Raw genomic sequence first — 18,011 nt, 5'->3', positions numbered from 1 at the left:
GCTGCCGATGTCGTATAGAGCCATGCGGGCTATGTCCTCATAGCCTATCCCCGAGAGAGTCCCGTGACCGCTCCGACGCCCCCTGCTTTCGCACTCGATGCACCCTTCTTCAAACTCCTCACCGGGAGCTATCTCCGCACCATCGGGAAGTCCCTGTTGGCGCCTGCGCAAGATGCAGCGTGGCTCTACAGCGACGCACCATTCGCGGTGCTCGCACATAGTACCGCCGCCGATCCGGTCTTCGTCTATGCCAATAGAACCGCACAGCGCTGCTTCGAATATGGCTGGGAGGAATTCATCACCATCCCGTCGCGCCTCTCGGCAGAAGCGCCGAACCGCGACGAGCGCCAGCGCCTGCTCGATGCCGTCGCTCGTAACGGCTTCATCGACAATTATCGCGGCCTGCGGATCGCAAAATCCGGCCGGCGCTTCTGGATCGAAGGCGGCATCGTCTGGGAACTGAGAGACGAGAACGGCGAGCGACGCGGTCAGGCAGCGCTGTTCACGTCATGGACGGATGTGTGAGACACAATATTAGTCGGCGAGTTCCACTTTGTCGCATCGGAGCGGCCAGCAACGGCCGAGCAGACCGTCGGACGGAAATGTCACCACCTTCTGCTGACATATCGACGATCGCGCTTTCGTCGCTCTCAGCCTGCGTGGCCACTCCGCCCTTAAACCACCACATGATTTCAGCTATAGAACATCATGACGGTTTTACGACAGCAACGATTCCAATGGCGATTGATCGCTCCACTGCCGGGATTTGCCGCGCTGCTGCTGGCGCCTGGTCTCGCCATTCACTGGGGCTTTCTGCCGTTCGAATATCGCATTCCCGCGTTGCTGCTGGTGTCCGTGCTGTGCATCGCGTTGTGCCTTCTGGCCGGCTTCTCGGTCGCGGAACTCGGCCTCAGCCGTCCCTCTGACATCAGGCACTGGCTGTTCTGTGCCGCGATCACGGTAGGCATCGCGGCAATCATGGTGGCGCAGACCCGCTTTCTGACCTTCGACCACAAACCGCCGGTCTGGCTCAGCTTCGCGCCCTTCTATGTCCTGGTCTCCAGCCCATGCCAGGAAGTCGTGTGCCGGTCTATACCGAAACTGATGACCGATCGGCTGCAGGTCAGGCCCTGGACCTATGTGATCTATTCTTCGGCGGTATTCTCGCTGATCCACATCGCCTATGGCGACAGCGTGCTGCTGCTCAACACGTTCCTGGTCGGCATCGTCTGGGGTTTCGCCTATCTGCGGATGCGCAACATCTGGCCGGTGATCCTGTCGCATGCCGCGATCGGCACGCTGGCCTTCTCGCTCGGGCTGGCCTGATTCAGATTTGCCTGAGCCTAGCGATCGTATCCGCCGCCGAAGCTGCTCTTGATCTGATGCAGCAGCGTCAGCACCCAGCATAGCGCAAAGGCTCCCGCGAGGCCGTAGGCCGTGCGGCGATCGATCACCGACAGGCCGGTCCAGAGATAGATGCGATAGAGCCAGAGGCCGGCGAGACCGACGCCGAGCAAACACACCAACAGCTTGACGAAGCGCGCATTGGCCACCCCCACCGCGGCAAACAGAATGGTCAGCGGCACCAGAAACAACTGGCAGATGGCGATCAGGCTCTCGTTCACAGGCGGCTCCAGGGAAACGCAAAAGGCGACTCAGAGCCGAGAGTTTAGGCGGCCAATTTCAAACAAATGGTTGCGGACGCATGCGGCAGAAAATCGCTGTCGCTGTCGCAGCCCCATGAACCCGCCCGCTGCCGCCGCGACAAAGGATCATGACACCATCCTTGCCTCACGACCTTCGCACCCTCGCCGTTGCCATGATGATGCTGGCCACGCTCACATCACACGCGGCAGCACAACAGCCCTGCACCGCCGCCCCGCTCGCACAATATGCCGAGGTGAGATCCACGCTCGCCGACGTCGCCAAACGCGGTCTGCGCGGCCGGCACTATTACGAGATCACGTTCAGGACCTCGTTCGACGGCGTCATCGTGCCCGATGCCCAGCGCGCCAAATATCCCGAAGAGATGACATTCGTGCTGCAACACCAGTTCGAACGACTGAACGTCACCGCGGATCGCTTCAGTGTCAACCTGTGGTTCAAGGGGATCAAGTCGCGCGTCACGGTGCCGTTCAACGCCGTCACCTATTTCGTTGATCCGTCGGTGAATGACCGGCGCGAATTCGACGTGGGTACGCCGGCGCGCGCCTGCGACAGACCGCAGTCAGGCTAGGCTGATCAGAAGCACATATTGCTGACCACGTTGCCGCGCTTGTCCTTGAGCACATAAGGGCACTTGATGCGTTCCAGCGCCTTCTTCGCATCGTCGTCGCCGAGCGCTGCGGCCTTCTCATAATAGGCCTTCGCGGCATCCTTATCCGACGCACCACCGCGGCCGCTTTGCGCGAACGCGCCCATGCGCTCCAACGCGCCCGCATGGTTCTGTGCTGCCGCCTTCTCGAACAGGCTGCGTGCCGCAACATCGTCTTTCGCGCCGCCGATGCCTTCCGACAGCATCATGCCGAGCTGATATTGCGCCTCGGCATTGGTCTCCGCGGATTTCGCCAGCAATTGCCGTGCACGCACCGGGTCTGAACCCGCGCCTGCGCCTCCGGATAGTGCCGCAAGATTGCTTACGCCGCGCGGATTGCCGGCTTCAGCCGCACGCTCGAACAGTTTGCGCGCCTGCGCCTCGTCGCGCGCGACGCCGGTTCCGTTGCCATAGGCGACGCCGAGTTCGACCAAGGCGGAGGTACTGCCTTTGTCAGCCGCCTTGCGCCATGCCGCGAGCGCCTCAGCTGTCTGCGCATTGGCCGCGTAAGCACGCCCGAGCTGGAACATCGCACGGCGCGAACCGCCGGACGCGGTCCGGCAGAACTTGATGGCGGTGACAATATCGGCTTTGGCAATCTCGGCCACGCCCTTCACATCGGCAGGCTTATCGGGATCGGCTGGATCGGCCGCGAGGCGATCGCACAAGACCAGATCGGCGGACTGGGCCTGCACGCGCGCCGACGCGGACAGCACAGCCAGTCCAGCGGCAACGCCGAGCAAACAGATCAGAGGCGTCGCGCCGATACGCTGGGTCATGGTTTTCGTCGCCATCTGTGTCATTCGCCGGCGACATTAGGGACAGGCGCGCAACCCATCAAGCCGTGCGCCAGCCTGGAACTTACACGGCCTTGCGGATCAGCTTCAGCACTGCCTGCAACCGCAGGCTCCGCTTTCCCGCCAGCGCCGTGGCTTCCAGTTCGGCACCGGTTTCGTCGCAAGTGCCGGAAAAGCCGATACCGATTTCATAGCCGCCGAAGACAGGGTTCTCGCCTTTTGCCGGCGTGTGTTCCTGATTGAGCATCTCGCCCTTCCAGCGTCCGTCCGCGGAGGAATAGGCGCCGAGATAATAGAAGGACGCGTCTCCACCGAGGATTCGGCCGTCATGCAGCAGCATCACGCCGTTGAGCCCGCCATCGATGCCGTCGAGTGTGCGCAGATGGATCGAATAAAGCCCGTTGGCGATGCCACCCGCACCGATCGGTCCGGCCGGAGGCATCTCGCCGTCATCGATCGTCGTCATGACCGACTCGAATTTCGCGCCCGGCATCTGCGGCGACGACCCCTGAAAACGATAGGTGTCGCCATAGGGCCGGCCGGTGACGCTGATGGTCGCCACATCCTGGCCGAGCAGCGAGGGATAGTTGGGATCGTTCATGTGGCGGCGGCTCTCGATCTCCGCCACCACCTCGTCACCCCGGAGCTCATAGCTGCCGATATGGGCAAAAGCGGAATTGCCCCCGAGCATGCTGCCATGCTCGACAAACATCACGCTGCGGCCGACCGCCTCATCAACCCGGTATTCGCATTTGTAGAAACCCGTCCGCAACCCACCATTCCCCTGCAGCGCCTTTCGCATTGTAGCGGAAGATGTGCAGTGGAGGAAAGCGCACCCGGCCAATTGGGGGCGATTCCAACAGTCTTGGACGCAGGCTACGCAATTCCTCGCCTTAGAATGGGTCGAAACGGCGCATCCGTGGACCAGCAGCCCTCGTCAGGCGTTACCTTACGCCTCCCGCGTGTCACGAATGCGATGTGGCATGCGGGCGCGATTCTGCTTCGTGCGATCCCGGTGCCAGCGGCGCCGCCTGATCGACCGTCGCTTCGCCATGCTGGGTCAGCGGACGGTTGCCTGCCATGGCACGCAGCAGCACGTAGAACATCGGCGTGAAGAAGATACCGAAGGCGGTGACACCGATCATGCCGGCAAACACCGCGACACCCATGGCATGACGCATCTCCGAGCCTGCGCCAGTGGACGTCACCAGCGGCACGACGCCCATGATGAAGGCCAGCGACGTCATCAGGATCGGCCGCAACCGCAGACGGCTGGCCTCGATCGCGGCCTGGATCGGTGTCCGCCCGGCAAATTCCAGCTCGCGGGCAAACTCCACGATCAGAATGGCGTTCTTCGCCGACAGACCGACCAACACAATCAGACCAATCTGGGTGAAGACGTTGTTGTCACCTTTGGTCAACCAGACGCCGAACATCGCCGCCAGCAAGCCCATCGGCACGATCATGATGATCGACAATGGCAGCGTCAGGCTTTCGTATTGCGCGGCGAGCACGAGGAACACCAGCAGCATCGCCACCGGGAACACGATCAGCGACGAATTGCCGGCGATGATTTCCTGATAGGTCAGTTCGGTCCATTCGAAGTCGATGCCCTTGGGCAGCGTCTCCTTGGCGACACGCGCCACGGCGTCCTGCGCCTGGCCGGTGGAATAGCCAGGCGCCGCGCCGCCATTGATGTCGGCCGACAGGAAACCGTTGTAGCGCATGGCGCGCTCCGGCCCTGCACTTTCCTTAACGCGCAGCAGCGTCGAGAGCGGGATCATCTCGTTGCTGTCGGAGCGAACTTTCAACTGGCCAATATCGTCGGCCCGCGCCCGGAATTTGGCGTCAGCCTGGACGCGCACCGAATAGGTGCGACCGAATTTATTGAAGTCGTTCACATAGAGCGAGCCGAGATAGATCTGCATCGTGTCGAACACCGAGGTAACCGGCACGTTGAGCTGCCGCGCTTTGGTGCGATCGACATCCGCATAGAGCTGCGGCACATTGATCTGATAGCTTGAGAACAGACCGGCCAGCTCCTTCTGCTGCATTGCCTTGCCGATAAAAGCCTTGGTGGCGTCGTTCAGCGCCTCATAGCCGAGACCGGCGCGATCCTCGATCTGCAGCTTGAAGCCACCGATCGTGCCAAGACCCGACACAGGCGGCGGCGGGAACATGGCAATAAAGGCGTCCTGAATGCCGGCAAACTTCTTGTTCAGCGACAACGCAATGGCATTTCCGCTCAGGCTCGGATCCTTGCGTTTGTCAAACGCATCCAGACCGATGAAGACGATGCCGGAGTTGGACGAGTTGGTGAAGCCGTTGATCGACAGACCCGGAAACTGGATCGAATTCTCGACGCCGGGCTCCTTCTGCGCAATCTCGCCCATGCGACGGATCACCTCTTCGGTACGATCCAGCGTAGCGCCGTCGGGGAGCTGCGCAAACCCGACCAGATACTGCTTGTCCTGACCGGGGACGAAACCGCCCGGGACTGCGTGGAACAGATAACCGGTGACGCCAATCAGCAGAACGTAGATTCCCATCACCGCCGCGCGGCGCGAGACGACGCGCTTCACGCCGCCGCTATAAGCGTCGGAGCTTCTGGCAAAGAAGCGGTTGAAGCGGACGAAAAACCAGCCGAGCGTCTTGTCCATGAAGCGCGTCAACGCATCCTTCGGCGCGTCATGGCCCTTCAGAAGCAGCGCGGCGAGTGCTGGCGACAGTGTCAGCGAATTGAAGGCGGAGATCACAGTCGAGATCGCCACCGTCAGCGCGAACTGCTTGTAGAACTGCCCGGTCAGGCCGGTGATGAAGGCCAGCGGCACGAACACCGCGACCAGCACCAGTGCGATCGCGATGATCGGGCCGGTCACTTCGCGCATGGCCTGATAGGCTGCGCTCTTCGGATCGAGCCCGCGCTCGATATTGCGCTCAACATTCTCGACCACGACGATGGCGTCGTCGACGACGATGCCGATGGCCAGCACGAGGCCGAACAGTGTCAGCGCATTCACCGAAAAGCCGAACACATGCATCACGGCGAAGGTGCCGACCACCGATACCGGCACGGCGATCAGCGGGATGATCGAGGCTCGCCACGTCTGCAGGAACAGGATGACGACGAGCACCACCAGTGCGATGGCCTCGAGCAGCGTATGGATCACCGCCTCGATCGAGGCGCGAACGAATTGCGTGGGGTCGTAGACGATGTCGTAGGTGACACCGTCCGGCATGTTTTCCTTCAACTCCTTCATCGTCTTGCGCACGTTGTCGGAAATCTGAATCGCGTTCGAGCCGGGCGACTGGAAGATCGGAACCGCCACTGCGGACTTGTTGTTCAGCAGCGAGCGCAGTGCATAGTCGGCGGCGCCGAGTTCGATACGGGCGATGTCGCGCAGCCGCGTCACCTCGCCATTGTCACCGTTCTTGACGATGATCTCGCCGAACTCTTCTTCGGTCTGCAGGCGTCCCTGTGCATTGATGGAGAGCTGTAGATCGAGGCCTGGCTCATTGGGCGAACCGCCCACCTGCCCCGCTGCCGCCTGCACGTTCTGCGCACGGATCTCACGCACCACGTCGCCGGGCGACAGACCGCGCTCGGCGACCTTCTGCGGATCGAGCCAGACGCGCATGGAGTAGTCGCCCGAGCCGAACAGCTGAACCTGACCGACGCCTTCGATGCGCGCGAGGCGATCCTTGACGTTGAGCACGGCGTAGTTACGCAGATAGGTCATGTCATAGCGGTCATTCGGCGACAGCAGATGTACGACCATGGTGAGGTCTGGCGCGCTCTTGATCGTCGTCACGCCCAGCGCGCGCACTTCCGCCGGCAAGCGCGGCTCGGCCTGCGAGACGCGGTTCTGCACCAGCTGCTGCGCCTTGTCGGGATCGGTGCCAAGGCGGAAGGTGACGTTGAGCGTCATCCTGCCGTCGGTGGTCGCCTGGCTGCTCATATAAAGCATGTTCTCGACGCCATTGATCTGCTCTTCGATCGGCGTCGAGACCGTTTCCGCAATCACCTTTGGATTGGCACCGGGATAATTCGCTGTCACCACCACGGTCGGCGGCGCGACTTCCGGATATTCGGAGATCGGTAGCACCGGCATCGACAACAGGCCGGCGAGAAAAATCACCGTCGACAACACGCCGGCAAAGATCGGACGATCAATAAAGAATTTTGAAAAGTTCATGGCGCTATTCCGTGATGATCCAGACCTGCGGGATACAAGGGCCCCGCGCGGCCGATCGCTCGACCTCGATGACGTGCTGTGTATTAGGAAGAGCGCCCTGCCCGCCTGCGGACAGGGCGGTCGTTATCAGTTCTGCGCGACGGCCTTGATCGAGACGAGAGACGCGGCGTTCATCGCCACCATCTCCGGCTTGATGGTCACACCCGGCCGCACGCGCTGAAGTCCGTTGACGACGATCCGTTCACCGGCTTTGAGGCCGTTGAGGATCACGCGCATGCCATCAACCGAGGGCCCCAGGATCACTTCGCGATATTGCGCCTTGTCCTTGGCATCGACCACCATGACGAACTTCTTGTTCTGGTCGGTGCCAACTGCCCGCTCGCTAATCAGCAGCGTCTGTTCTGCCTTCGGCTGGCCCATTGTGAGCCGCGCGAACTGGCCGGGCATCAAGCGACCATCGGCATTGTCGAACATCGCACGCACCCGCACCGTGCCGCTGCGCGGATCGACCTGATTATCGATGAACTGCATGCGGCCCTTCACCGGTGCGCTATCAGTGACGGTGGTCATGTGAACCGGGATGCGGTCGATATCGCCCGGCGTCTTCTCGTCTGCCAGCGTCTTCAGCGCGCGCGACACCACCTGTTCGTCGGCATTGAAGCTTGCATAGATCGGATTGACCGAGACCAGCGTCGTCAGCAGCGGCGCGGACGGGCCGGCCGAAATCAGGTTGCCGACGGTGATCTCCACCTTGCCGACCCGGCCCGCGACCGGCGCGCGCACTTCAGTGTAGCTGAGATTGAGCTCGGCGGTCTTGAGCGCGGCTTCTGCAGCCTTGAGGTTGGCTTCGGCCTCACGATACGCATTGATACGATTGTCGAGGTCGCGCTGAGTGATGCTGGAGCTGGTCAGTTGCTGACCGCGGTCGAAATCGGCCTTGGTCAGGATCAGGCGCGCCCGCGACGCGGACACCTGTCCCTGGGCACGATCGACGTCGGCGGCGTAGAGCGCCGGATCGATCAGCACCAGAAGGTCGTCCTTCTTGACCAGCGCGCCTTCGCGAAAGTGGATCTCCTGGACGGCGCCTGCGACGCGGGAGCGAATCTCCACGCGCTCAATTGCCTCAAGGCGGCCCGAGAACTCGTCCGAAGGTGCCGTGGCCTTGGCTTCCACCAGGGCGACCGAAGCCTGAACAGCAGCCGGAACAACCGCGCCGGACTCGGCTTGAGCCGCTACGCTGGACAGATTCATCAGCGCCGCGCCGCCGCCAACGGCGATCGCCACCAACGCGATTCCGGCGCCAAAAGCGATCTTGCGAGGGAGATTATGTGCCATTGTGAACCCCATTTAATCTGCGTGGGCCTTGTAAAGCCCTGTCATTTCAGTAGCTAAGCTGTACATTCCGCGTCTGGCCGGTGCCGCCGGGCATCTCGCTGCAACGCACACATTCGTAACGTCCGGTATAGATGGACTATCGACATCCACTGTCAAGAGACTTATCTACTGAACGGTAGAAAACTTTGGAGGGCCCGTCGTGGCACTGGGACGTCCTCGTGAATTCGATACCGACACGGCCCTCGACCTCGCGCTGCATGTGTTCTGGCGCAAGGGTTACGAAGGCGCGTCGATGGCCGACCTCACCGAAGCCATGGGCATCACCAAGCCCAGTCTCTATGCGGCGTTTGGCAACAAGGAAGATCTGTTCCGCAAGGCGCTGGATCGCTACGTCGATGGTCCCGGCGGCTATTTCCGCACCGGCCTGGAGAAGGCCACGGCCCGCGAAGCGGTCGAACATATCCTCTACGAATCTGTTGAGGCGGTGACTGATCCCAGGAATCCCGGTTGTCTGGCGGTCCAGGGTGCCCTCTGCTGTGGTGATGCCGCGGAAACGATCAAGCAGGAACTGATGGCGCGCCGCTCGAAGAGCGAGGACGATCTGCGCCTTCGCTTCACACGCGCCCTCGCCGAAGGCGATCTGCCAGCCGATGCGGATGCCGGCGATCTCGCGCGCTACGTGTCGGCCATCTTGCAGGGCATGGCCGTGCAAGCCGCAGGCGGCGCACCGCGCGAGCAATTGCGAAAACTCGCCGACATGGCCATGCGCAGCTGGCCTCCGGTCTGAGCCGTCCGCCTGCATTTTATGCTGAGATCGCACAGCCGGCCTATTGTCCGCTGAATGCCGGCATGCACTACGCGCAGCTTCCGCTGCTCGCAGCGCTCGTCGCCATGGCCGGGCTCACGCTGAGCAGTCTCATTGACCGCCGGATCTTGCCGGCGCAAATCAGTCCGGCAGAATAGCGCCGCGACCGCATAAACACTTTTTCGCATTTTCAAGGAATCGATTTTGGCCCTCAGGCGCGACAGCTTCGCCTTCACCGCCTTTCTGGGCACATTGACAGCATTGCCACCGCTTTCGATCGACATGGGATTGCCGGGCCTTCCGGCGATCGAGGCGAGTTTCGCCGACGCCGCAGGACGCGGGCCGCTGACGCTCAGCTTGTTCCTGACGGGCTTTGCGATTTCACCGCTGATCTGTGGCCCCCTTGCTGATCGCTTTGGCCGTCGCGCAACCTTGCTGGATGGACTGCTGCTGTTCTCGATCGCGGCTGGGGCCTGCGCGCTCGCGCCGTCGTTTAGCGTGCTGCTCGTGTTTCGATTGCTGCAGGGCCTCGCTGCAGGCGCCTGCGCCATCCTGCCCTTCGCCATCGTGCGCGACCTGTTCGAACACGGCACGGCGCGCCACAAGCTGTCGCAAATCGCCGCCGTACTCGGCATCGCGCCGATGATCGCGCCGGTGCTGGGCGGCTGGGTGATGACCGTCAGTGACTGGCGAACGATCTATGCGGTGCAGGCCGCCGTCGGCCTGATCCTGCTGATCGTCGGCGCCATCAGCCTCGATGAATCCCAGCCGGTCGAGAAACGCCGTTCGCTCAATCCCGCGCAATTGCTCGAGAGCTACCGCATGGTGCTGTCCGATCGCATCTTCGTCGGCTTCTCCCTGCTCTACGCCTTCGCCTTCGCCTGCATGTTCGCCTTCATCTCGGGCGCGCCATCCGTGCTGATCGGCAGCCTCGGGCTCTCCACCACGATGTTTGCGCTGCTGTTCGGGTTGACCTCCTGCGGCGTGCTGGTTGCGTCGCTGATCAGCGGGAGCCTAAGCCGCCGCCATGTGGCCTCACGCAAGATCATCATGGCCGGTCTGCTGCTGATGATCGCCAGCGCCGTTGCAGCCGTCGCTTTGGTGCCTGCCGGCGCCATCACGACGCTGTCGTTGATGCCGCTGATGGCGCTCACGATCTTTTCCTTCGGCCTGCTTGCACCGAGCACCAACCACGAAGCCTTGCAGAACCTGTCGCATGTGGCAGGTGCGGCAGCCGGCGTGATGCGATGTATGCAAATGGTCATGGGCGCCTTCGCCAGCGCCATGATCGCGGTGTTCGAACCGTTCGGGCATCCGGTGCTGGTGATGACCGGCCTGATGGCCGGCATGGCGCTCGCCGCCGGCGCGATCTATCTGTGGCTATTACCCAAGGCCAATTCCGGGCAGGATCATCGCGCGTAACAGGAGTTCCCCATGAACGGAAAGATCGTCGTCATCACCGGAGCGTCGGGCGCGCTGGGTCAGGTCGTGCTCGAACGCGCCGTTGCGAGCGGAGCAACGGTGGCCGCCATCGACCATTCCGCCAGGACGCCAGCGTCTACGCCGGATCGCTTGCAGATCGGCGGCGTCGACCTCTCCGATGCCGCGCAAGCCGACGCTGCCATCGCTGCGGTGGTCAAGCAATTCGGCAAGATCGACGTGCTGATCAATATCGCCGGCGCATTCACCTTCGAGAATATTGCCGACGGCAGCAACAAGAGCTGGGAGACAATGCATCGGCTCAACTTGCTCACGGCTCTCAATGCCTCGCGCGCGGCAATCCCGCATCTGACGTCGTCGAAGGCCGGACGGATCATCAATATCGGTGCGATGGGTGCGCTACAGGCCGGCGCCGGCATGGGGCCTTACGCCGCCTCGAAGGCTGGCGTGCATCGGCTGACGGAAACGCTCGCCGCCGAGCTGAAGGGCAAGGTCACGGTCAATGCCGTATTGCCTTCGACCATCGATACGCCGGCAAACCGGCGCGACATGGCCAATGCGGATTTCTCGAAATGGGTCACGCCGGACGAGCTCGCCAGCGTGATTCTGTTTTTGGCCAGCGATGCGGCGAGTGCGTTGACCGGCGCGCTGCTGCCGGTAAGCGGACGGGTTTAGCCACTATTTGTCCCACGCTCCGCCCTCATCCTGAGGAGCGGCCGCTTGGCCGCGTCTCGAAGGATGATTGCATATCACCAACTCATGGTTCGAGACGCGCGCTAAAGTAGCGCGCTCCTCACCATGAGGTCGGAGCCCAGACTACCCGGCGTTGCCCCAGATCTTTTTCTTCTTGCCGAAAGCCGGCTTGGCAGCTGGCGCACCGCCATCGCGCTTGGCCTTGGCGACGTAGGGCGGCTTGTCCGCGCGTGGTTTCTTGTCGAACTTCGGCTTGCCTTCGTAACGCGTGTCTTCGCTGCGGGGCTTTGCATAAGCCGGCTTGTCGGCGCGCACCGGATCGTATTTCGGCTTGCCGTCGAACTTGGGCTTGCCTTCATACTTCGGCTTGTCGTCGAAACGCGGTTTGCCCTCGTAGCGCGGCTTGTCGCCCTGATAAGGCTTGTCGCTCTTCGGCTTGTCCTTCCAGGACTTCTCCTTATAGGCGCCCTTGTCCTTGAAGTCCGGACGGTCGCCATCGGATCTGAAGCTGGGCTTGCGCGGGCGCTTGTTGGAATAGTCGCGATCTTCCGGCGCCGTGCGGTTCGATGCGACCGCGCCTTCCGGGCCGTTAGCTAGCGGCTCGATGTGGATATTGTCTTCCTTGTCCGGACGCTTGATCATGGTCGCGAACTTCTCAGCCGCGGCGGCCGAAATCTCGAATTCCGAATTGCCGTCATAGATCTTGATCGCGCCGATATCGGCCTTCTCGATGCCGCCGCGACGGCAGATCATCGGCAGCAACCAACGCGCTTCGGCATTCTTCTGCCGGCCGATGGCGACGCGGAACCACTTGGCGCCCTCGCCCATCGGTTCGCTCTTCTTCGGGGTCTTGCGGACCGGCGCGCCTTCCTCGTCCCGGCGACGGCTGCCTGGGCGATCCTCGCGACCGCGGAACGTGCCGGGATCCTGCACATCTTCCGGCGACGGCAGACGCGAGCGATACAGCCGCGCCAGCGCCGCTGCGATCTCCTCGGCCGAACGCTCGGCGAGCATCGCGCGCGCCAGCGTCAGATCGTCCTCGGTGGACTCTTCAGTGAACAGCGTATCCTGCAGCATGCGCTGCTGATCGAGCACGCGGATTTCCTCGACGGTCGGCGCTGATCCCCAGACGGCATCTGTGCCAGCGAGATTGAGCAGCATCTCGGCGCGGCGACGGCGCGATGGTGGCACCAAGAGAACACTGACGCCCTTGCGGCCGGCACGGCCAGTACGACCCGAGCGATGCTGCATCACTTCCGGATCGTTCGGCAGGTCGGAGTGAATAACGAGACCGAGATTGGGCAAATCGATACCGCGCGCAGCCACGTCGGTGGCGACGCAAACCCGTGCGCGACCATCGCGCAGCGCCTGCAGCGCGTGAGTACGCTCGTTCTGCGACAGTTCGCCCGACAGAGCGACGACCGAGAAGCCGCGCTCCAGCAGAACGGTCTGCAGGTGGTTCACCGCATTGCGGGTGTTGCAGAACACGATGCTGCTCGGCGATTCAAAATAGCGGAGCACGTTGACGACAGCGTGTTCGACGTCGTTCGGCGAAATCCGGATCGCACGATATTCGATGTCGGAGTGGCCACCTTCGGTGCCAGCGACTTCGACGCGGAACGCCTGCTGCTGATACTGCTTGGCCAGATTGGCGATGCCGCGCGGCAACGTTGCCGAGAACAGCAGCGTACGGCGGGATGCCGGCGTGGTCTTGAGGATGAACTCCATGTCCTCGCGAAAGCCCATGTCGAGCATTTCGTCGGCTTCATCGAGCACCACGGCCTTCAGTTCGGAGACGTCGAGGCGATTGCGACGCAGATGGTCGCATAGACGTCCGGGCGTACCGACAACGATGTGCGCGCCTGCGGCCAACTCGCGCTGCTCCTTGCGCGGATCCATACCGCCCACGCAGGAAACGACGCGTGCGCCGGCATATTGATAGAGCCAGGTCAGCTCGCCATGCACCTGCAGCGCGAGTTCGCGCGTCGGTGCGACGATCAGCGCCAGCGGCGATCCAGCCTTCGGCAGCTTCTCCGCGCCTTCGAGCAGATTTTCGGCGATCGCCAGACCATAAGCGACGGTCTTGCCGGAGCCAGTCTGCGCAGACACGAGAAGATCACGACCGACAGCATCGTCAGCGAGGACAGCGGCCTGGACGGGGGTGGATTCATTGTAGTTGCGCTCAGCCAACGCGCGGGCGAGCGACGGACCAGTCGAGAGAAATGACACAGATGTAAACCTTGGTTGCAGCGGACCGCGTCGCGGTCGGACTCATTGAGATCCACGGGATCAATACTTGGGACCAAACGGAAACGAATCTGCCGCCCTTCAGTTGGCGGTCACGTCGGGTCCAGGAGTCCGGTGCGTATCGGGATCGACGGAGCTTTACGCTGCTTCGCAGCAAAAGGCCAATCATTGCTGCCATGTGCCGGCGAAATCGGGCGAATTGAGGTTAACCCTCACAGAATTGCGCCAGCACCGGTATTTTGTCGCTCAAATTTCGCTGGGAGGCTTTTTAACGTCCTCTTCCGTCTTTGGCCCCTCCTGCTTGAAAGGTACCAGGAGCCAAAGAGTCAGGAAGGTGAACAGCGAGATGACGACCGCCACGTCATAGGCGCCGAGGCCCACGGCAGCGCCAGTTGCGCCGGTTGCCCACAGACTGGCTGCAGTGGCGGTACCACGCACCGAGCCGTTGTCTTTCAAAATGGCGCCGCCGCCGATAAATCCCATGCCGGTCATCAGGCCTTCGATGATACGCGCCGTGCCTTCGGGATGACCGTTCAGAAACCCCTCGGTCGCCTGAACGATGCCGCAAGTGGCAAGCGCCACCAGCGGAAAGGTCCGCAGCCCGGCGCTGCGCTCGGCGCGCTCGCGATTCCAGCCGATGGGCAGCGCCAGAACATAGGCGATCGACATGGCGATCAGATGCGGCAACAGACGAAAGCTGTCCGACATTTCCAGAAGGGTCTTCACCGCGGGTCTCCGATCGCACAGGGATAAGGCGCCTCGGGTGTCGCCGCGGGCCAACCCGGATAAACTCCGCCGGTGAGTCGCGGTTGCAGCGACGCATCGTCTCATGGACCTCGACTTGGACGTTCGATTTGGAAACCTCGCTCTACCTCCCGGTAAAACGCTTCCTCGAAGGCCTTGGCTTTACCGTCAAAGGCGAGATATCAGGCTGCGATCTCGTGGCGCTGAACGGCGATGATCCGCCAATCGTCGTGATCGGCGAGCTCAAGCTCAGCTTCAATCTCGAACTGATCCTGCAGGCTGTCGATCGCGCCGGCGCCTGTGATGAAGTCTGGGTCGCCGCCAAGCTCTCCATCCGCGGCAAGGGGCGCGAAAGCGATGCGCGCTACCGCAACCTGTGCCGCAGACTCGGTTTCGGCATGCTCGGAATTACGGAAGCCGGCGGTGTCGAGGTTCTCGTCGCGCCTGCCACTGTCGCGCCCCGACGCAATCCGAAGAAGCGTTCACGCCTCATTACCGAACACAAGAAACGTCAAGGCGATCCTGCCCTTGGCGGCAGCACGCGCGCGCCGATCATGACGGCCTATCGTCAGCAGGCGCTCGCTTGCGCTGCGATGCTCGTCGTCGGTCCGCGCAAGGTGCGTGAGCTCACGCCGGATTATCCGGACGCGCAGAAGATCCTGCATCGCAACGTCTATGGCTGGTTCGAAAGTCCCGCGCGCGGTACCTACGCGCTCACCGATGCCGGCCACGCGGCGCTGAAACGCTGGCCGCAACCCCAACGGGATACCGCCCCGCCATCCGCTTTGTCGTAAAGCTACTGACCAAACTCTTTCTCGTTTTCCGGGAACAAGTTTGCATGGCTGCTTTGTCGCGGTAATTCCATATTGCAATGCAACAACTGCTCGCTTAGGTATCGCAAATCAACACTGAGGCGAGCGATGAGCGAAGACTGGAACACGAAATATGGAACGCGGCGCGTACGGCGCGATCCCCCGACCCTGGAAGAAGCCATCTTCGCCGCGATGGGTATCACCGAGGATCTCGATCAGCAGGCGGAGATCGCCGCCTCGCTGATGGGCATGCCGTTCGACGCCGTGCAGGCTGAAGTGAAGAAGGCCAATCGTTCGACCGGCACGCTGCGCGTGACCCGCGTTATCGCAGGCGAGCAAGGTGCTCAGCGTTCGGTGGTCGTGGAACGTCGCGTGACGCGCAAATTCGGTAACGACAAGCGCATCTGATTTTGAGGGCGCTCACAGCCCTCCCCGCAGTCGCAAAAAAGGCCTCGTTCACCACGAGGCCTTTTTCTTTGTCGCGATAGTTTCTTGGCTCAGGACGATTTGCCCCAGCCGGCGAGCTTCAACCACAGACCCCAATAAGCCCGGTTATAGTCGGCCACCGCGCGCGCCACATCGAGCGCCGAGGTCTTGGGCTGCGGCGCGACACCAGCGCCCATGGGATCGCGCAGGTCTATAACTCCCGTGGATTCGCCGTGCCGGAACGACAGGTGCGCACCAAACTTGTTGGCCAGTGCACGCATCGCATCGTTCTGCGCGCCGGTGGTGATACGCAGCCTCGCGTAGCCCATCGACCGCGCCTTGGCGATCAGCTTCGTGAACAGGATGCTGCCAACGCCCTTGCGGCGCACGATGGCTTCAACGCTGAAGGCGATCTCGGGCAGCGAATCCGGCGACAGGTCGGCCTGATGCAGTTCAGCGGCGCCGCGTACGATGCCATCCTCGAAGTAAACGAGAATGACGGTGCCCGTATTGACGGACTTCTCGGCGTAACGTGCGACCCATTCGTCGTCGAGCGAACCGTTGAAACGATCGCGGCGGCTTTCGCGGTCCAATCTCAAGAGATGATCGCGGAACAGCGGCAGCTCGCGGGCTGCAAGGACACGCACATGTCCGCGGGCCGGAGCCCTGGTCGAAATGGCAATGGTGGTGGCTGCGTCTAACATGGTCAAAATCCTCAAGTTGCCCTCGAGGAAAGCGTCGATTCCCTAGACACCCTATATTGTGCGACGCACCATAAAATACAAGGGCGCAGATGCCGCACCTGCCAGCGCCCACTGCAAGTGAGCCATGCAATTATCCAACATTAACAAAACCTTAAGCGCGACATACCACCGCCTTACAGCACCAGTTGGGTCTGCGTCACGATGCCCACCAGCTTGCCCTCCTCGGTCTCGATTCGGGTCTGCCAAACCTGCGTCCTCCGCCCCCGATGAACCGGCGTTGCGATGGCGCGCACGGTGCTTCCTGCTTTCGCCCCGCCTGTGAAATTGGTCTTACTCTCGATGGTCGTCGTTCCCTTGGCGCCCTCCGGCAGATTGATGACCGTCGCCGCCGCACCAACCGCGTCGGCGAGCGCCATCACCGCGCCGCCATGGATCGTATGGCCGAGTGTGCACAGGTCCTCGCGCACCAGCATCGTGGCAACGACGCGTTCCTGGTCGGCGTCGGTAAAGGTCACACCCATCGAGACGGAAAACGGCATCGCGAGGCTGTGGATCTTGTCGAGCGGCGTCATGCTGGCCTCAACTCCCTGCGGTTTGTCTTGCCCATCATCATGCGGGCTTGATGAAATTTCACGACACAACGGCATGTCGTGACAAGAGCTTTGTTAACAGGCATATCGGCATCATGCGCCACTTCCCGCCAAGCCGGATCGTCTGCCTTACGGAAGAGACCGTGGAGACGCTGTATCTACTCGGCGAGCAGGATCGCATCGTCGGCGTTTCCGGTTATGCGGTGCGGCCCCCGCAGGTCCGGCGCGAGAAGCCGCGGGTGTCCGCGTTCATCTCAGCCGATGTGCCAAAGATCCTCGCACTCGATCCTGACCTTGTGCTGTGCTTCTCCGATCTGCAGGCCGAGATCGCCGCAGACCTGACGCGCGCCGGCATCGCCGTTCATGTATTCAACCAGCGCGACATCGCTGGCATTCTGGCGATGATCCGCACGCTCGGCGCGATGGTGGACGCCAGCGAACGCGCAGAGCAACTGGCGGTACAATTCGAGCTGCGACTTTCCAGCGTCAATGCTGCGGCAAACTTGCGACTGAGCAGACCGCGCGTCTATTTCGAGGAATGGGACGATCCGCTGATTACCGGGATCGGCTGGGTGTCCGAACTGATCGAGATCGCCGGCGGCGAAGACGCTTTTCCGCTGCTTCGACATCAGAAGGCAGCAAAGGATCGCATCGTCATGCCAGCCGACGTGATTGCCGCGGCCCCCGATGTGATCCTCGCTTCGTGGTGCGGCAAGAAAGTCGTGCCCGATAAAATCCGGCAGCGACCGGACTGGAACGCGATTCCTGCCGTGCGCGACAATCGCATCTATGAGATCAAATCGCCGCTGATCCTGCAGCCAGGACCAGCAGCGTTGACGGACGGACTCGACGCGATCGTCGCGGCGCTGTGGCCGTAACCGGCACCAGCACCGACGCCGTCATCTGAG

18 protein-coding genes are annotated in these 18,011 nt (G+C 62.1%); 9 read left to right on the top strand and 9 right to left on the bottom strand.

Annotated features, from left to right (window positions below):
• The first annotated feature begins 63 nt into the window (after positions 1-63).
• On the top strand, positions 64-525 hold the full coding sequence (locus tag LPB73_RS10400) for an MEKHLA domain-containing protein (protein WP_231080507.1): 462 nt from the start codon (positions 64-66) through the stop codon (positions 523-525).
• A gap of 183 nt (positions 526-708) precedes the next feature.
• A complete protein-coding gene (locus LPB73_RS10395) occupies positions 709-1,326 on the top strand; it encodes a CPBP family intramembrane glutamic endopeptidase (protein ID WP_175366104.1) in 618 nt (205 codons plus the stop codon).
• A 17-nt stretch (positions 1,327-1,343) separates the two neighbouring features.
• Here the strand turns inward: LPB73_RS10395 and LPB73_RS10390 are convergent, their stop codons facing one another.
• Positions 1,344-1,625, bottom strand: coding sequence for a hypothetical protein (locus tag LPB73_RS10390; protein WP_089263998.1), 282 nt, complete (start codon positions 1,623-1,625; stop codon positions 1,344-1,346).
• A 149-nt stretch (positions 1,626-1,774) separates the two neighbouring features.
• On the opposite strand from LPB73_RS10390, the gene LPB73_RS10385 reads away from it, so the two are divergent.
• A complete protein-coding gene (locus LPB73_RS10385; RefSeq protein WP_231080506.1) occupies positions 1,775-2,236 on the top strand; it encodes a ClpXP protease specificity-enhancing factor SspB in 462 nt (153 codons plus the stop codon).
• Between the two features lie 5 nt (positions 2,237-2,241).
• Here the strand turns inward: LPB73_RS10385 and LPB73_RS10380 are convergent, their stop codons facing one another.
• The 4 genes from LPB73_RS10380 to LPB73_RS10365 all read right to left on the bottom strand — a co-directional run bounded on the left by LPB73_RS10380 (position 2,242) and on the right by LPB73_RS10365 (position 8,642).
• Positions 2,242-3,108, bottom strand: coding sequence for a tetratricopeptide repeat protein (locus LPB73_RS10380; protein WP_231080505.1), 867 nt, complete (start codon positions 3,106-3,108; stop codon positions 2,242-2,244).
• A gap of 67 nt (positions 3,109-3,175) precedes the next feature.
• Positions 3,176-3,883, bottom strand: coding sequence for a GrlR family regulatory protein (locus LPB73_RS10375; protein WP_231080504.1), 708 nt, complete (start codon positions 3,881-3,883; stop codon positions 3,176-3,178).
• A 193-nt stretch (positions 3,884-4,076) separates the two neighbouring features.
• Positions 4,077-7,307 (bottom strand): efflux RND transporter permease subunit, encoded by a 3,231-nt coding sequence (locus LPB73_RS10370; protein ID WP_093758337.1) that lies wholly within the window; start codon positions 7,305-7,307, stop codon positions 4,077-4,079.
• Positions 7,308-7,433: 126 nt separating this feature from the next.
• A complete protein-coding gene (locus LPB73_RS10365) occupies positions 7,434-8,642 on the bottom strand; it encodes an efflux RND transporter periplasmic adaptor subunit (protein WP_231080503.1) in 1,209 nt (402 codons plus the stop codon).
• Positions 8,643-8,841: 199 nt separating this feature from the next.
• Between LPB73_RS10365 and LPB73_RS10360 the strand changes: the two genes are divergently transcribed.
• The 3 genes from LPB73_RS10360 to fabG all read left to right on the top strand — a co-directional run bounded on the left by LPB73_RS10360 (position 8,842) and on the right by fabG (position 11,562).
• Positions 8,842-9,429, top strand: a complete 588-nt coding sequence (locus tag LPB73_RS10360) for a TetR/AcrR family transcriptional regulator (RefSeq protein WP_068736841.1) — start codon at positions 8,842-8,844, stop codon at positions 9,427-9,429.
• Positions 9,430-9,651: 222 nt separating this feature from the next.
• The gene (locus LPB73_RS10355) at positions 9,652-10,869 is read left to right on the top strand and encodes a multidrug effflux MFS transporter (protein WP_231080502.1); all 1,218 of its coding nucleotides are present in this window, start codon (positions 9,652-9,654) and stop codon (positions 10,867-10,869) included.
• 12 nt (positions 10,870-10,881) lie between these two features.
• A complete protein-coding gene (gene fabG / locus LPB73_RS10350; RefSeq protein ID WP_231080501.1) occupies positions 10,882-11,562 on the top strand; it encodes a 3-oxoacyl-ACP reductase FabG in 681 nt (226 codons plus the stop codon).
• A gap of 141 nt (positions 11,563-11,703) precedes the next feature.
• Here fabG and LPB73_RS10345 read toward each other — a convergent pair whose 3' ends face one another.
• On the bottom strand, positions 11,704-13,809 hold the full coding sequence (locus tag LPB73_RS10345; RefSeq protein ID WP_231080500.1) for a DEAD/DEAH box helicase: 2,106 nt from the start codon (positions 13,807-13,809) through the stop codon (positions 11,704-11,706).
• Positions 13,810-14,073: 264 nt separating this feature from the next.
• On the bottom strand, positions 14,074-14,553 hold the full coding sequence (locus LPB73_RS10340; RefSeq protein ID WP_093758331.1) for an MgtC/SapB family protein: 480 nt from the start codon (positions 14,551-14,553) through the stop codon (positions 14,074-14,076).
• 128 nt (positions 14,554-14,681) lie between these two features.
• Here LPB73_RS10340 and LPB73_RS10335 point away from each other — a divergent pair, with 128 nt between their 5' ends.
• Together LPB73_RS10335 and LPB73_RS10330 are read left to right on the top strand one after the other, a co-directional pair.
• Complete coding sequence (locus LPB73_RS10335; protein ID WP_231081125.1) at positions 14,682-15,365, top strand: DUF2161 domain-containing phosphodiesterase; 684 nt, start codon at positions 14,682-14,684, stop codon at positions 15,363-15,365.
• Positions 15,366-15,491: 126 nt separating this feature from the next.
• Complete coding sequence (locus LPB73_RS10330; RefSeq protein ID WP_089263988.1) at positions 15,492-15,791, top strand: hypothetical protein; 300 nt, start codon at positions 15,492-15,494, stop codon at positions 15,789-15,791.
• 89 nt (positions 15,792-15,880) lie between these two features.
• On the opposite strand, the gene LPB73_RS10325 is transcribed toward LPB73_RS10330, so the two are convergent.
• Both LPB73_RS10325 and LPB73_RS10320 read right to left on the bottom strand, forming a co-directional pair.
• Positions 15,881-16,513 (bottom strand): GNAT family N-acetyltransferase, encoded by a 633-nt coding sequence (locus tag LPB73_RS10325; protein ID WP_093758330.1) that lies wholly within the window; start codon positions 16,511-16,513, stop codon positions 15,881-15,883.
• A gap of 173 nt (positions 16,514-16,686) precedes the next feature.
• Complete coding sequence (locus LPB73_RS10320; protein WP_231080499.1) at positions 16,687-17,085, bottom strand: PaaI family thioesterase; 399 nt, start codon at positions 17,083-17,085, stop codon at positions 16,687-16,689.
• A gap of 113 nt (positions 17,086-17,198) precedes the next feature.
• Here LPB73_RS10320 and LPB73_RS10315 point away from each other — a divergent pair, with 113 nt between their 5' ends.
• Complete coding sequence (locus LPB73_RS10315; protein ID WP_231081124.1) at positions 17,199-17,981, top strand: cobalamin-binding protein; 783 nt, start codon at positions 17,199-17,201, stop codon at positions 17,979-17,981.
• Positions 17,982-18,011: the final 30 nt, after the last annotated feature.

It is taken from the genome of Tardiphaga sp. 37S4 (assembly GCF_021044645.1).
GTDB classification, from domain to species: domain Bacteria; phylum Pseudomonadota; class Alphaproteobacteria; order Rhizobiales; family Xanthobacteraceae; genus Tardiphaga; species Tardiphaga robiniae.
This window is presented reverse-complemented; position numbering and strand designations above follow the sequence as displayed.

Coding starts and splice junctions, on each gene's coding strand:
- LPB73_RS10395 (WP_175366104.1), top strand. CDS start 709: ATGACGGTTTTACGACAGCAACGATTCCAATGGCGATTGATCGCTCCA.
- LPB73_RS10385 (WP_231080506.1), top strand. CDS start 1,775: ATGACACCATCCTTGCCTCACGACCTTCGCACCCTCGCCGTTGCCATG.
- LPB73_RS10380 (WP_231080505.1), bottom strand. CDS start 3,108: ATGGCGACGAAAACCATGACCCAGCGTATCGGCGCGACGCCTCTGATC.
- LPB73_RS10370 (WP_093758337.1), bottom strand. CDS start 7,307: ATGAACTTTTCAAAATTCTTTATTGATCGTCCGATCTTTGCCGGCGTG.
- LPB73_RS10365 (WP_231080503.1), bottom strand. CDS start 8,642: ATGGCACATAATCTCCCTCGCAAGATCGCTTTTGGCGCCGGAATCGCG.
- fabG (WP_231080501.1), top strand. CDS start 10,882: ATGAACGGAAAGATCGTCGTCATCACCGGAGCGTCGGGCGCGCTGGGT.
- LPB73_RS10330 (WP_089263988.1), top strand. CDS start 15,492: ATGAGCGAAGACTGGAACACGAAATATGGAACGCGGCGCGTACGGCGC.
- LPB73_RS10325 (WP_093758330.1), bottom strand. CDS start 16,513: ATGTTAGACGCAGCCACCACCATTGCCATTTCGACCAGGGCTCCGGCC.
- LPB73_RS10320 (WP_231080499.1), bottom strand. CDS start 17,085: ATGACGCCGCTCGACAAGATCCACAGCCTCGCGATGCCGTTTTCCGTC.
- LPB73_RS10315 (WP_231081124.1), top strand. CDS start 17,199: ATGCGCCACTTCCCGCCAAGCCGGATCGTCTGCCTTACGGAAGAGACC.